The sequence below is a fragment of the Chromobacterium sphagni genome (assembly GCF_001855555.1).
Lineage (GTDB): Bacteria > Pseudomonadota > Gammaproteobacteria > Burkholderiales > Chromobacteriaceae > Chromobacterium > Chromobacterium sphagni.
The window spans coordinates 1-14,278 of sequence record NZ_MKCT01000038.1; the positions used below are offsets into that span (position 1 = coordinate 1).

Sequence of the window (14,278 nt, forward strand, 5' to 3'; positions counted from 1 at the left end):
GCTATTTTGAAACGGCCGGACAGCGTTTCCAGCATGGCGCGCGCTCCGGGGGGAAGGCGCCATGGTTCCAGCTGCGCAGCTGCGCCTGCATTTCTTCCGCGGAGAGCTTGAGTTGCAGCTCGTCGGCCATCGCCGCGCTGAATTCCAGCGGGGAGCACAGGCCGAGGTCCAATTGCTCGGTCCAATGGAAATTCATCCAGAACAGCCTGGCCTCTTCGCGGCTCAGCCGGCCGTCGCTCAGCCGGATCAGCGGGTCTATGCCGTTCCAGTCGACCAGCACTCCGCCCAGGTCAAACACCAAAACACTCGGCTTCTTGATCATTGCGTGTTGCTCTCCATCATGCGCGTTCACGGGATGTACTGCCTGTTATCAATGGAGCGGGGCGGCGGCGAAGAGTTTCCGGCCGCTCAGAGTATCAGCGGCTCCGGTTCCAGCCTCACGCCGAAGCGCTGCGCCACGGCATCCTGCACCTGGCGCGCCAGCGCGTGGATTTCTTCGCCGCGCGCCTGGCCGTAGTTGACCAGCACCAGCGCCTGTTTCTGGTGCACGCCGGCGTCGCCGTTGCGGTAGCCCTTCAGTCCGCATTGGTCTATCAGCCAACCAGCGGCCAGCTTCACCTGGCCATCGGCGGTCGGATAGTGGGGCAGTTTGGGATGGGCGGCCAACAGTGCCTCGGCCCGCGCCCGGGACACCACCGGGTTCTTGAAGAAACTGCCGGCGTTGCCCAGCGCGGCCGGGTCCGGCAGTTTGCTCCGGCGGATGGCGATGACGGCGCGACTGACGTCTTGCGGCGTCGGTTCGCTGACGCCCTGCCGTTCGAGTTGCTGCTGGATATCGCCGTAGCCGGTACGCAGGCTGGCGCGGCGCGACAGGCGGAAGCGCACTGCGGTGACCAGCAGCTTGCCGGCGGCCTCATGCTTGAACACGCTGTCGCGGTAGCCAAAACGGCAATCGGCGTTGCTGAGGACCAGCGCTTCGCCGCCATGGTCGAGCCGGGCGCACACCACTTCCTGCAGATGGTCCTTCACCTCCACGCCGTAGGCGCCGATGTTCTGCACCGGGCAGGCGCCTACGGTGCCGGGTATCAGGCTGAGGTTTTCCAGGCCGTACCAGCCCTGTTCCAGCGCGTGCAGCACGAAGTCGTGCCAGTTTTCGCCGGCGGCGGCTTCGACGACGACATCGTCGCCGTCCTCCTCCAGTAGACGAATGCCGGCAAGTCCCACCTTCGCCACCAGGCCGGGGTAGTCGCGGGTCAGCAGCAGGTTGCTGCCGCCGCCCAGCCACAGCACCGGGCCTTGCAGATAGAGCGGGTGGGTCAGCAGGTCGGGCAGGTCGGCTAGATTGTCCAGCCGGCAGAAATGGGCGGCGCGCGCCGCCATGCCGAAGGTGTTGAGGGGGCGCAGATCGTGATCGGCGCAGAACTGCAGGCTCATAGCAGGATTCCTTGGTCGCGGCGCAGCCGCTTGCGGCTGGCGCGGGCCAGATAACGGGTGAGAAGCAGGGCGGCCACCGACAGGCTGATCACCAGCGCGGTCCAGAAACCGTACACCCCCATGTGCGGCACGATCCAGTCGGTCAGCCCCAGCATGATGCCCAGTCCCAGCCCCACCACCCAGAACGATGCGATGTGTATCAGCATTGGAATGGTGGTCAGCTTGTAGCCGCGCAGCGCGCCGGAGGCGATGGTCTGGGCGGCGTCGGTCAACTGGTAGACGGCGGCGAACAGCAACAGCGAGGTGCCCATGGCGACCACCCGCGGATCGGGGCTGTACATGCGCATGATGGGTTCTCGCAGCAGCAGCACCAGCAGCATCGCGGCGCCGGCCATGCACAGGCCCATCATCAGGCCGACGCCGGAGGTGAAGCGGGCGGCCTGGTAGTCGGCGGCGCCGGCATGGTGGCCGACGCGCACCGACAGCGCGGTGGCCACGCTCTGCGGCAACATATAGATGATGCTGGAGAAGTTGAGCACCGATTGGTGGGTGGCGACCACCACGGTGCCCAGCTCGGCGATCAACAGCGCGATGAAGGAAAACAGGCTCACTTCGACGAAGAAGGACAGGCCGATAGGCAGGCCCAGCTTGAAGAAGGCGCCGAAGCGTTGCCAGTCGGGCGCGGCTAGGCCGGCCAGAATGCGGGTCTGGCCAAACTTGCGGTGCCAGCTGACATAGGCCAGCAGCGTCAGGCAGTTGAACCAGAACACGATGCCGGTGGCCCAGCCGCAGCCGGCGCCGCCCAGTTTGGGCAGGCCGAACAGGCCGTGGATCAGGATGTAGTTGAGCGGGATGTTGAGCGCCAGCGCCAGCAGGCTGACCACCATGATGGCCTTGGGATGGCCCAGGCTGGACGCATAGGCGTGCAGCGCGCGGTGCGCCATCGCCGCCGGCATGCCGATGGCGGCGCCGGTGATGAACAGCATCACTTTGTCGGTGACCTGCGGCGGCAGGTGCAGCCAATGGCGCAGCGCCGGTTCCAGGCACAGCATCAGCAGCGCGCCCAATGTGCCTAGCAGCAAGCCGAACCACAGCCCCTGGGCGGCGTCATGGCCGAACTCGCGCAGCCTGCCCGATCCCAGGTGGTGGGACAGGATGGGGTTGAGCGCGGCGACCATCCCCATCAGGGTGACGTAGACGGTGATGAAGACGCTGGCGCCCAGGGAGACGGCGGCCAGATCGTCGGTGCTGACGCGGCCGGCCATCACCGTATCGACAAAACCGGTGGCGACCTGGGCGATCTGCGCCACCATCATCGGCAGAGCGAGGCGGGCGATCTGGCGCGCTTCGCGCACGACATCCGCGCGCGAAGCATGGTTGAGTTCGAACAGCATGCGGACCTGCTGGCTTTGATGCGGAAACCGCCGATTATAACCGGCGGGGCCGCTTACTGTCTGCGTGCGGACGGCTCAGAAGCGCACCGGAGGGTCGCGGCGCAGGTCGCAGCTGATGATCAGGGTCTGGCCAAAGCGGGTGTTGACGGCCAGCGCGTCGGCCAGGCTGATGTCGTGAACGATGAGCTGCTGCGCGCAGTGGTCGAAACGGTAGCCCTGGTCGCGGGCGAAAGCGGCAAGGTCGTGCAGGGCGCTGTCGTCGCTGGACGGCAGCGGTGTGGCGCTCAGGCTGCCACAGAGAGGGCGAGGTCTTCCCACGGCGTCGTAAGTCGCAAAAGAAAAATCGGCATAGCTGTCTTGCAGGCAGTCGTACATGTTTGGCTCTCCCAAGTTCGGTCGCGCTGTGCGTGCCGGGCTTGAGTCCGCCGGCGACGCTTTAGCAGGATTTTTTGGCGCCCTGCAAGTTGTCATTAACGCGGCGCCTGCATGCCGGCCGGGTGGCGTGGCATGCCGCGTCGATTCGCGACGGCTTGCGGGGGAGAGCGGTACGATGCCGGCGATGTGTTTCAGCCATGAAAAAACCCGCTGGCCACTTTACATCAGGAGCGCAAGCGGGTTCACCGTATACGCTTTAGCTGGCATTTGTATCGCGCCCGCAAGCTGTGTCAAATCGGCGCGTGAGTGTCAGAATATGCCGCTGGCAGGCGACTGTCAACATTTGCTTCGGTTCAGGCTTCCTCCAGCGAAAAACGCTCGTCCGGCATGATTTCGTCTGAAATGGGCAGGCTGGAAGGGGGGATGATCTCCGGGCTTTTCAGCAAGCACGATAGCGCCAGGCCGCCGACGCTGCCGCCCAGCGCGACGCGCAGGATGGCGGGCAGGCCGTAATGTGTGGCGACGAAGCCCGCCAGCGCTGGCGATGCGCCGCCGCCCAGTATCTCGCCCAGTCCTACGACGATTCCGGTGGCCGCCGGCAGCAGGGCGGGCGGAACCGATTCGCTGGTGAGCGGGCCGACTGCCAGACAGGTCAGGCTGCAATTGAAGAAGGAGATGCCGAACAGCAGGCAGAACAGCAGCCAGGGCTGGGGCGGAGCCATCGAAAGAATGGCGACGAGAGCGGCGCTGGCGGCGAAGGACAGCATGACGACGGGTTTGCGTCCATAGAGGTCTGACAGTCCCGGGATGATCAGTTGTCCTACGCAACCGCCTACCCCGATGGCCGAAATGACAAAGGCCATGGCCATGGTTGAAAGCCGGAGATGGTCGGTCAGGTAATTGGGCAGCATGGCGCACAGCACGAATTGGCAGCTGAGGATGCAGAACATGATAAGGATGTTGAGCCGGATATTGCCATGTCGCAGCGCCAGCAGCCAGGTGCTGAATGTGCCGGCGCGGCGATGCAGACGAGCGCGGCCTGCGACCGGGGTGTAGTGTCGGGCGATCAGCCAGGCCAGCAGGAAGCCGGGTAAGGCGACAATTGCGAATACGCCGCGCCAAGAGTGCAGGGTTTCCAGCAGCGAGGCGGCGATCAGAGGCCCCAGCGCCAACCCCAGGATGGGGAACAAGGCCTGCTGTATGCCAAGATTGAAGCCGCGGCGGCTGGGGTGGGACACCTCGATGGTGACGGTGATGCCGGTAGGGGTGAACATGCCTTCGCATATGCCCATCAGCGCACGCAGCAGCAGCAGGGTGACCAGCCCGGCCGCCAGCGCGGATAAGCCGGACAGCGCCGAGACCAGCAGCAGGGAGCCGACCAGAACGTTCTTGCGTCCCAATTTGTCGACCAGGCCGCCGATGCCTAGGGCGGCGAAACCCCAGGCCATGGCCAGGGCTGCGGATAAATTGCCAAGATCCTGGTAGTTCATCCCCAGATCGCGCATGATCGCCGGAAACAGGGGCAGAATGATGAAACGGTCCAGTCCGATCAGGCCAAAGCCCAGCGATAGCAGCACCACCATGTTCTTTTCGTGACGACCGGCGCGGGGGCTGGTCAGGCTTGCTTGGTTCATCAAATTTTCCTGATGCGTTGCTGCGTCTGTTGGGCAAGGCAGCGCGGCGCGTTGACAGGGCGGACGATGTGCGGCAAGGGCAGGGACGGGACTGGCGGCTTAGGCGAAACGCCGGCCGCCGCGTCTCCTGTCTGGGCGGTTTCAGGCCGCCCACTGACCAACGGCCATTTCCGCCGTGAAGCCGGGGCCGAAGGCCGCCAGCAGTCCAACCGAGCCGGTCTTGGGTTTGGACTCGAAGCGGCGGCGCAGCACGTCGAATACGACTACGCTGGCAATGTTGCCGGCTTCCGACAGGCTGTGGCGGGAGGGGGCAACCTTGTCCGCCGGCAATGACAGCTTGTTCACCAACTCGTCCAGAATCTTGCGGCCTCCGGTGTGGAAGATGAAAAAGTCGTTTTCAGCGCACTGCTGGCTGTAGGTGTCCTGATTAAGTTTTTCCATTACCGGGGCCACATCCTTGATCGAATTCATCACCGCTTTGTCCAGCGTGAAGTGGAAGCCGGTGTCCTTGACGTCGTAGCGGATGAAGTGCTCGCTCTTGGGCAGGAAGAAAGACTTGGTAGATTTGATGTTGAAGCCTGGAGCTTCGTCGTTGGCGCGCAGCACGCACGCAGATACCGCATCGCCGAACAACGCGGCCGAGATGAAGGCGTGCAGCTTGGTATCGTCCGGCTGGTAGCACAGCGAGGAGAATTCCAGCGATACGATCAGCACATGGTTGCGGTTATTGAGCGAGGCGAAGTCGTGGGCGCGGTTGATGGCGGCGGCGCCGGCCACGCAACCCAGTTGGGCGATGGGCAGTTGCACCGTTGACGCCGGCAGTTCCAGATCATTGATCAGGTGGGCGGTGAGCGAAGGCATCATGAAGCCGGTGCACGATGTTACGATCACCATGCGGATGTCGCTGGGCTTTAGATTGGCGTTGCTGATGGCCTGGCGCGCGGCAGCGGAGGACATGGCGCGGGCTTCGCGTTCATAGACGATGCTGCGGTGGGTGAAGCCGGTGTGCACCGACAGTTCGTCGATCGGCAGAACCAGATGGCGCGAGTTGACCTCGGTGTTCTGGATCATGCGCTTGGCCAACGACATACGCGGGTGGTCGCCGTGCAGGTTTTCCAGGTGCTCGATCATTTGTTCCTGGGTGATTTTGTATTGCGGGAACAGAACGTTGGGTTGGCAGAGTGTGGACATGGTTTAGGCCTCGGTTGTTTGGTTTGATTGGGGGCAGTTCAAAAGTAATCTTCGGTGCGCGCTGCCGGGCGCCCAGCCAGGCTGGGCGCGGCAGCCTCAGTCTTCCAGTACGAATTTGTAGGCGTATTGCCAAGCCAGATTGCTTTCACGGACGTGCTTGCGGATCACCATCTTGACGCGGGCGCCGATTTTGAGCTTGGCCGGATCAAGGATGTCGACCACCTCGGACGCGATGCCGATGCCGTCGTCCAGCCGCAGCATCACCATGTGGCGCGGCACCGCTTCGCCATAACCCATGCCTGCCAGGATCGGGTTTTCCGCTCTGGACAGGGCCACGATGGTGCCGTGGCGCTTGCAGCCGTAAGGCTCAATCTTCAGCGAGTTGCAGGCACCGCACACGCTGCGGCGCGGGAAGAAGATAGCTTCGCACTCCTGGCAGCGGCTGCCTTCCAGCCGGTACTTGCCGCCATGTTCGCGCCATTCGCGCAGCATGCTGGCGGTGGTCATGCGATGGATATGTTCGGGATACAGGGACATGGTGGCGCTCCTTATTCGTTGGTCAGGACAATGACCGAGTTGTGTGCGGCGTATCCGCCCAGATTTTGCGACACGGCGATGCGCGCGTTTTTCACCTGGTTGTCGGCTTCCCCCCTGAGCTGGCGGAATAGTTCGGTGATATGCAGGATGCCGTCGCAGCCGGATGCGTGGCCGCGGCCGATATTGCCGCCGTCGGTATTGAGCGGAACTTGGCCATCAAGCGCGATGCCACCCTCCATTACGAAGTGGCCGGCTTGACCGGGCTGGCAAATGCCCATCGATTCCATCTGGATTAGGCCCGCTCCCAGAAGGTCGTATACCTGGGCCACGTCGATGTCCTTGGCGGTAATGCCGGCCTTCTTGTAGGCCATCTCTGCGCAGGCGATGGAGTTGGCGGACAGCGCCATGCCGACATCCTGCGGCAGGCCCGGGTATTGCAGCGTCGGGTTGTGATAACGGGTGCCGAAGTAGTGGGACACGCCGGTGTAGGCGCAGCCCTTGATGAACACCGGCTTGTCGGTGTACTTGTGCGCCAGGTGCTCCGCTACCAGGATGGCGCAACCGCTGGCCTCGCCCCAGGCCAGCATGGAGCCGTGGGCCTCGCTTGCTTTCAGGGCTTCCAGCGACGGGATGGCCTGGCCGTAGCGGGTGGCGCTGGGGGTGTTCTGCGCGTAGATGCGCATTTGGCGTCCGAAGTGGGCCAGCACATCGGCTTCTCGGCCGGCGTAGCCGTACTTGTGGAAATACTCAGATGTGGCCAGGGCGAAGGCATCCGTGTGGGAGATGCCCAGAAAGTAGTCATACTCGCACTCGGTGCTGGAGCCAATGTATTCCGCGTAGTTGAAGTGGTCGGTCATCTTTTCGAAGCCGCCGCACAGCACGATGTCGTACTCGCCCGAGGCGACCATCTGATGGCCCATCTGGAACGACACCGAGCTGCTGGTACAGTTGGAGCTGGTGATGAAGGTGGGAGCCGGGCTGATGCCCAGCGCATCGGAAATAGTGGGGCCAAGGCCGCCATATTCGGAGATGCCTTCCCCATGGTAACCGTATGCCACGCCCTGAATTTCGCGCGGGTGCATCTTGGCGTCGCGGATGGCCTTGTAGGCTGACTCCACGATCATTTCCTTGAAGGTCTGGCGGACCCGGCTGCTGCCCGGTTTCGGGGTGTAGGCTGCCGAGACGATGGCAACGCGACGTGCACTCATGTTTTGCTCCTTTGGCTGGCTCAGAGATAGGCGGTCAAGGCGTAGTCGGGGCGCAGATACTTGAATTCGTATTTGATCGCCGTGCCGTAGTCGACGTACTGCTTCTGGCCTAGCTGGGTCTTGAGCGTGGTGGCGCGCTGTTGATGCGCGGCGATGTTATCGGTGACGGTCAGGGCGATGGCGTCGCTGCCTGCGCCGAAGCCGTAGGAAACCAACAGGATGCGGTCGCCCGGTTTGGCCTGGTCCAAAACCTGGATCAGGCCGAGCAGAGGGCTGGCGGCGCCGGTGTCGCCGATGGTGTCGGCGAACAGCGCCGGCTCCAGTTGTTCCGCGGTGAAGCCTAGTAGTTTCCCCAGCGAGCGTGGCGTGGAGACGACGTTTTGTTGAAATACCACGTAGTCGAAATCGGAGGCCGAGGTTTTGAGCTTGCCCATCAGGCCTTCTGCCGCGCGGCGGGTCTGATCTTCCAGGCCTATGCTGTTCTTGTCCGAGCCCAGACCCATGCCGGAGCGTATGTAGCGTTCGCCTTGCGGGCGAATATTGTCGGCGATGTCCGCCGCGCAGGAGAACGTGCCGTCGATTTCTGCGATCAGGTTCTCGCTGCCTACCAACATGGCGGCAGCGCCGGCGCCGGCATAGGATTCGGTCAGGTCGCCCGGCGCGGTGTGGCGGTTGATCGCGTCGGCGGCGATGGCCAGTGCGTGGCCAGCCATGCCGGAGGCTACCAGGGCCTGGCTGATCTGCAGTGCGGAAGTGCCAGACTTGCCGGAAAACTGGACGTCGGCGCAGTACATGTCGTAGCCCTGACCCAGCATTTCCAGGATGATGGCCGCGGAGGAGCGGGAGTCGTACGGATTCGTGCATGTGCCCAGATGCAAGGCGTCCAGCGTTGGCGAGCCGGCATGCTCCAAGGCACGCTGGGCGGCTTGAACGCCCAGCGTGATCACATCCTCATCGGGTTGCAGCACGGCTCTTTCGCAGACGCCAAGATGGTTTTTCACCAGATCGAGGTCAGTGTTCTTCCACACGTCGATGACATCGTTGATCTTGAGCCGGCAAGTCGGAATGCTGCTGCCGTAGCTCACTATGCCTATTTTCTTCATGGTCTTCCTTTCCAGTGGACGAGTGCTCTCTACTCGCATGACCCGATCATGTTCCGCTCCTGGCGGCGGTGTTTGCCGGCGCGCTCGGAGGGATGGATTCGATCCGGCCTGCTGCAAAAATACGAAACGTTCCGTTTCCTTTTTTTAGATTGAATGCCATCGTCATTTCATGTCAATAGTAAATTCCGGATATTTATATTTTCAGAGTGGGGACTATTTTTTGCGTGTGCCGAAAAGCGCACAGGAGACAGGTTGGAGGTAGACAGTTTGAGCGTTGGCGGAGCCGGAAATGGGAGATTGGTTGGCAGCGGTCTGAGGGATGCCGGCTGAAAGTCCATGACGCCGGATTTGATTTTCGTTAAATCATGATAAATATTTTGTTGCGCTGGAGGAGGTTTGGTAATTCCGGTGAGATTTTTGTGGGTTATTTTATTTCACATTAAATATTTTGTTAATGAAAAATGATTAATTTTGAATGAAAAGTTGTTTGTGTGGCAGTTTTTATAAATTCTGAATTTTCTATTTGATTGCACTTGATAATGATATTATCTACATGATTTTTCAATTTAAAAATTGTCTATATTTTGAATGTCACTTTTCTTTCTGCTTTTCTTCGTGCGGAAACGTCTTGAGAAGTGTTGTTTTTTTGTCGAACTTGTTGTTGTATTGCTGGCTTGAATATTTTCCAGGAATGGAAATGGTATTGTAGAAAATCAGTAAATCAGTGCCTGTTTTGAGTTGCAGCCTGCTTTGCAGGCGGGGGCTGTGGTGTGCGGTCTCCGGCATGATAGGCGCGCTGCGATCTGCGGGCCGGATGCTTTGCCTGATGACCATTTTGTCTTAGTACAAAAACGAAACGTTTCGTTTTTATTTTTTCATTCGATTCTGCGGCGGGCCACCGCCGTCTTCCGTTGAGCAGGGCCGGATGAGATGAGCAATACGTAGTTATGCGGCGGCCGGATTGTGGATCGGTCGCTTATTTTCGAGTTTGGTATCTGCAGACGATATAGTTTGGAGGATCGTTTCCCATGTCCAGTAGTTCTGCACGCAGTTCCACCGGCGCATTGCGCAATCCGCAGACGCATCAGGCTATCCTTGAGTCAACGATAGAAATCCTCAAGGAAAGCGGTTATTGCGGGGTAAGCATAGAGTCGGTGGCCAGAAGGGCCGGTGCCAGCAAGCCGACCATCTATCGTTGGTGGCCAAATAAGGCGGCCTTGATCGCCGAGGTGTATGAGAGCGAGAGCGATAGGGTCCGGCAGATGCCCGATCTGGGATCGTTGCAAGAGGATCTGTCCTTCCTGTTGCACAATTTGTGGGGCGCCTGGCGGGAAACGATATGCGGCGAGGCATTCCGCAGCGTGATTGCCGAGGCGCAACTGGACCCTATCATGTTAGCGCAGCTGAAGGATGAGTTTATGGCCCGCCGCCGCGATATGCCGCGACGTTTGTTGCAGAATGCCGCCAATCGCGGCGAGCTGGCTGAGCACGTCAATCCCGAATTGCTGCTGGATCTGATTTTCGGTTTTTGCTGGTATCGTTTGCTGACCGAACAACTGACGGCGGTGCAGGACATTGATGTCTTCATCGACATGCTGCTGCTGGGCGTGACCGCTCGGCATGCCTGATCCGGCTCTGGATGGCCTTGTCAGGCTGCGCGTCTGAGTAGTGCCTTAGCTCGGCGTCCGGTTCTGCTCCTGCTCCACCAGCCGGTAGCCGACGCCGGTTTCTGTGACGATGTGGCGCGGCATCGCCGGGTTGTCTTCCAGCTTCTGCCGCAGGTGGCCCATGTAGACGCGCAGGTATTGATTGTGTTCGGAGAACGACGGACCCCATACCGCCAGCAGCAGCTCGCGGTGGGTGATCACCTTGCCGGCGTTGCGGATCAGCGTGGACAGCAGCCGGTATTCTATCGGGGTCAGGTGGACCGGGGTTTCTCCCTTGTGCACCAAGCGGTTGACCAGGTCGATCTTGATGTCGCCGAAGTGGAAATTCTGCTGCGCGGCCGCGCTGCCCTGGATGCGGCGGCGCAGCAGCACGCGGATGCGCGCCAGGCATTCGGCCACGCCGAAGGGCTTGGTCAGGTAGTCGTCGGCGCCGGCGTCCAGCGCCGCCACCTTTTCCGTCTCTTGGGTGCGGGCCGACAGCACCAGAATGGGGATGTCGGTCCATTCGCGCAGGCTCTTGATCACGTCTATGCCATTCATGTCCGGCAGACCCAGGTCCAGTATCACCATGTCCGGCTTGCGGGTGGCCACTTCTATCTGGCCCTGCTTGCCGGTTTCCGCCTCGTAGACAGTCAGTTTTTCTTCATCCAGCGCCGAGGACAGGAAGCGTCGGATCGGTTTCTCGTCTTCGATGATCACGATGGAAATAGGTGCGTCGTTCATGGTTGCTCGCTCTTATGGTTTCAGGCGTCTTCCGGCGGCAGCTGGGGCGGCGCGCCGGCGGGCAGGGTGAAGGAGAAGCGGGCGCCGTGCGGATGGACGTTGCCGGCTTCTATGCTGCCGCCGTGGTTTTCTATGATGGCGCGGCAGATCGCCAGTCCCAGCCCCACTCCGGGAGTGGTGGACTCGGGCGCGCCGCGCGAGAACTTGTCGAAGGCCTTCTGTTCCATATTGGCTGGCAGGCCGGGGCCGTCATCGCTGACGCTGACGCGCACCCTGGCGCCGTCGTGCCGGGCCGCCAACTCGATATGCGAGCCGGCCGGCGTGTATTTCGCGGCGTTTTCCAGCAGATTGACCAGCACCCGCTCGATCAGCACCGCGTCGTATTCCAGTACCGGCAGGTCGTGGCTCAGCTTCAGCTCCAGATGGTGCTGGCGCAGGCTGTGCTCGCAGGCGCGCACCGCGCTGCCCACCACCTCGTCCAGTAGTTGCCATTCCTTGTTCAGCTTGACGCCGGACTGCAGCTTGGCCATGTCCAGCAGATTGGTGACCAGCTTGTTCATCCGCATCGCCTCCTCCTGGATGGACAGGGCGATGTCTGCCTGCTGCGCCGGCGGCAGCGCGGGCGTGTTCAGCATATTGGCCATGCCCAGCATATTGGTCAGCGGCGTGCGCAGGTCGTGCGATACCACCGACAGCACGCTGTTGCGCAGCCGTTCCGATTCCATCGCCACGATGGCGTCCTGCGCCACTTCCACGTAGTGCACTCGCTCCAGCGCCAGCGCGATCTGCGCGGCGCAGGTTTCCAGCAGGCGCTGCTGCTCCGGCAGGAAAGCCTGGATGGTTTTCTCCGGCAGCAGCGCGATCACGCCGCGGGTGCGCATCGGCGCGCGCAGCGGCACGTACAGCGAGGGGTTGGAGGGCAGGGTGTTGGTGCCGAGGCCGGCCGGCTGCAGGTTGTCGAACACCCACTGCGCGACGCCGGTGTCGGCGTTGTTGCCGGTTTCGGTGGCGGCGCGCAGCTGGTCCTCGCTATTGGGCACGAACAGCATCACCTTGGCGTGGAACAGCGGCTCCAGCCGGCCGACCGCGGTTTCTATGATCTGCGAGGCGGTCAGCGCGCCGGCCAGTTCGCGTCCCAGGTCGTACAGCGCGCGGGTGCGGCGTTCGCGGTAGGTGGCGATGGTGGCTTCGAAGCGGAAGCGGGCGGTCAACTGGCTGATGATCAGCGCCACCACCAGCATCACGATGAAGGTCAGCAGGTATTGGGTGTCGGACACAGCGAACGACAGCTGCGGCGGCACGAAGAAGAAGTCGAAGGCAGCCACCGACAGGAAGGACGCCAGCACGCCGGGGCCGCGGCCGTAGCGGGTGGCGATCAGCACTACCGCCAGCAGGTGCACCATGATCACGTTGGATAGCGCGAAGTAGGGCACCAACAAGTGGTTGACCGCTGTGGTGGCGGCGCAGGCGGCGGCGGCGGCCAGGTAGCCGCGCTGCGGCCTGCCGGATTCGCCGTCGCTGAACAGCAGGCTGTGCACGCGCTTGCCGCCCTTTTCCTCGCGGTCGTCGAGTTCGTGCGCCACTACGTAGACGTCCACGTCGCCGGACTGGCGGGTGAGCTCCTCCACCAGCGAGCCGCGCCACAGCCGCGCCAGCGGGCTGCTGGCGGACTTGCCGACCACCAGCTTGGACACGTTGCGGGTGCGGGCGTAGGCCAGCAGGGTGGCGGCCAGCGAGCTGCCGCCCAGCACAGTGGTTTCCGCGCCCAATTCCTGCGCCAGCTTCAGGCCCTTGAGGATGCGCGCGCGCTTGTCTTCCGGCAGCCGCTGCAGATTGGGGGTTTCGACGTAGACGGCGATCCAGTCGGCGTCGAGGTTGGCCGCCAGCCGTTTGGTGCTGCGGATCAGCTTGTCGGTGCCGGGGCCGGGGCCGACGCAGACCAGCAGCCGTTCGCGGGCGTGCCATACCGGGTTGATGGACTGATCGGCGCGGTAGGCGCGCATCTGGGCGTCCACCCGGTCGGCGGTGCGCCTGAGCGCCAGTTCGCGCAGCGCCAGCAGATTGCCCTTGCGGAAGAAGTTCTTCACCGCGCGTTCGGCCTGGTGCGGCAGGTAGACCTTGCCGGCGGCGAGGCGCGATAGCAGCTCGTCCGGCGGCAGGTCCACCAGCGACACTTCGTCGGCCATGTCGAACACGTGGTCGGGCAGCGTTTCCCTGACGATGATGCCGGTGATCTGGCCGACAACATCGTTAAGGCTCTCCAGGTGCTGCACATTGAGAGTGGTGTAGACGTCTATGCCAGCCGCCAGCAGCTCCTCCACGTCCTGCCAGCGCTTGGGGTGGCGCGAGCCGGGCGCGTTGGAGTGGGCGAACTCGTCGATCAGGATCAGCGGCGGCTTGCGCTCCAGCGCGGCGTCGATGTCGAATTCGGCCAGGCCGCGGCCCTTGTATTCGATCTGGCTGGGCGGGAGGACTTCCAGCCCGTCCAGTTGCGCCGCGGTCTCCTTGCGGCCGTGGGTTTCCACCACGCCGACCAGCACCCCCACCCCTTCCTGCTGTTTCACCCTGGCCGCGGCCAGCATGGCGAAGGTTTTTCCGACCCCGGCGCAGGCGCCGAAGAAGATCTTCAGGCGTCCGCGCTGGGCATCCAGCTCTTCGCGTTTGAGTTCGTCCAGCAAGGCATCCGGGTCGGGGCGCAGATCGGTCATGCGGTTTTAGGCTTTCTTGGTCAGTTCGTCCAGCGCCAGATTCAGCTCCAGCACATTGATGCGCGGTTCGCCGAGCAGGCCGAAGGTTTCGCCGATGACATGGTCTTCAACCAGCTTGCGCACGGTGCTTGCCGGCAGTTTACGCGCGGCGGCGATGCGGTCAACCTGATAGTAAGCGGAGGCCACCGAGATTTCCGGGTCCAGGCCGCTGGCCGAGGCGGTCACCAGGTCCACCGGCACCGGGCCGGTCTGGGTCGGGTGCGCCTTGCGGATGTTGTCGACATTGCCTTTCACCGCGTCCAGC

General features: G+C 62.4%; 14 protein-coding genes. 1 reads left to right on the top strand and 13 read right to left on the bottom strand.

Going from position 1 to position 14,278, the window contains the following annotated elements:
• Position 1: 1 nt before the first annotated feature.
• The 10 genes from BI344_RS14480 to BI344_RS14525 form a co-directional block, all read right to left on the bottom strand.
• Entirely contained in the window at positions 2–322 is a 321-nt protein-coding gene (locus BI344_RS14480; RefSeq protein WP_071113600.1) for an HAD family hydrolase, read from the bottom strand.
• 86 nt (positions 323–408) lie between these two features.
• Positions 409–1,434 (bottom strand): UDP-N-acetylmuramate dehydrogenase, encoded by a 1,026-nt coding sequence (gene murB, locus BI344_RS14485; protein ID WP_071113601.1) that lies wholly within the window; start codon positions 1,432–1,434, stop codon positions 409–411.
• Positions 1,431–2,828, bottom strand: coding sequence for an MATE family efflux transporter (locus BI344_RS14490; protein ID WP_071113602.1), 1,398 nt, complete (start codon positions 2,826–2,828; stop codon positions 1,431–1,433). The genes murB and BI344_RS14490 overlap by 4 nt, the downstream gene beginning before the upstream one ends.
• 75 nt (positions 2,829–2,903) lie before the next feature.
• Positions 2,904–3,203 carry a hypothetical protein gene (locus BI344_RS14495; RefSeq protein WP_071113603.1) on the bottom strand — a complete coding sequence of 100 codons (300 nt, stop codon included), beginning with the start codon at positions 3,201–3,203 and terminating at the stop codon, positions 2,904–2,906.
• A 353-nt stretch (positions 3,204–3,556) separates the two neighbouring features.
• Entirely contained in the window at positions 3,557–4,837 is a 1,281-nt protein-coding gene (locus BI344_RS14500) for an MFS transporter (protein WP_071113604.1), read from the bottom strand.
• A gap of 141 nt (positions 4,838–4,978) precedes the next feature.
• A complete protein-coding gene (locus tag BI344_RS14505) occupies positions 4,979–6,028 on the bottom strand; it encodes a type III polyketide synthase (RefSeq protein WP_071113605.1) in 1,050 nt (349 codons plus the stop codon).
• A 96-nt stretch (positions 6,029–6,124) separates the two neighbouring features.
• Positions 6,125–6,565: a Zn-ribbon domain-containing OB-fold protein gene (locus BI344_RS14510; RefSeq protein ID WP_071113606.1), complete on the bottom strand. Its 441-nt coding sequence runs from the start codon at positions 6,563–6,565 to the stop codon at positions 6,125–6,127.
• An 11-nt stretch (positions 6,566–6,576) separates the two neighbouring features.
• Positions 6,577–7,773 carry a thiolase family protein gene (locus tag BI344_RS14515; protein WP_071113607.1) on the bottom strand — a complete coding sequence of 399 codons (1,197 nt, stop codon included), beginning with the start codon at positions 7,771–7,773 and terminating at the stop codon, positions 6,577–6,579.
• Positions 7,774–7,793: 20 nt separating this feature from the next.
• Positions 7,794–8,876: a hydroxymethylglutaryl-CoA synthase gene (locus tag BI344_RS14520; RefSeq protein ID WP_071113608.1), complete on the bottom strand. Its 1,083-nt coding sequence runs from the start codon at positions 8,874–8,876 to the stop codon at positions 7,794–7,796.
• A gap of 591 nt (positions 8,877–9,467) precedes the next feature.
• Positions 9,468–9,710 (bottom strand): hypothetical protein, encoded by a 243-nt coding sequence (locus BI344_RS14525; protein WP_071113609.1) that lies wholly within the window; start codon positions 9,708–9,710, stop codon positions 9,468–9,470.
• Between the two features lie 230 nt (positions 9,711–9,940).
• On the opposite strand from BI344_RS14525, the gene BI344_RS14530 reads away from it, so the two are divergent.
• Positions 9,941–10,504 carry a TetR/AcrR family transcriptional regulator gene (locus BI344_RS14530; protein ID WP_204378042.1) on the top strand — a complete coding sequence of 188 codons (564 nt, stop codon included), beginning with the start codon at positions 9,941–9,943 and terminating at the stop codon, positions 10,502–10,504.
• Positions 10,505–10,549: 45 nt separating this feature from the next.
• Here BI344_RS14530 and kdpE read toward each other — a convergent pair whose 3' ends face one another.
• From kdpE to BI344_RS14545, 3 genes are all read right to left on the bottom strand, one after another.
• Positions 10,550–11,266: a two-component system response regulator KdpE gene (gene kdpE / locus BI344_RS14535; protein WP_071113611.1), complete on the bottom strand. Its 717-nt coding sequence runs from the start codon at positions 11,264–11,266 to the stop codon at positions 10,550–10,552.
• Between the two features lie 20 nt (positions 11,267–11,286).
• Positions 11,287–13,974, bottom strand: coding sequence for a DUF4118 domain-containing protein (locus BI344_RS14540; protein WP_071113612.1), 2,688 nt, complete (start codon positions 13,972–13,974; stop codon positions 11,287–11,289).
• Positions 13,975–13,980: 6 nt separating this feature from the next.
• The coding region (locus BI344_RS14545) for a potassium-transporting ATPase subunit C (RefSeq protein WP_139167036.1) at positions 13,981–14,278 on the bottom strand (298 nt) is incomplete at its 5' end.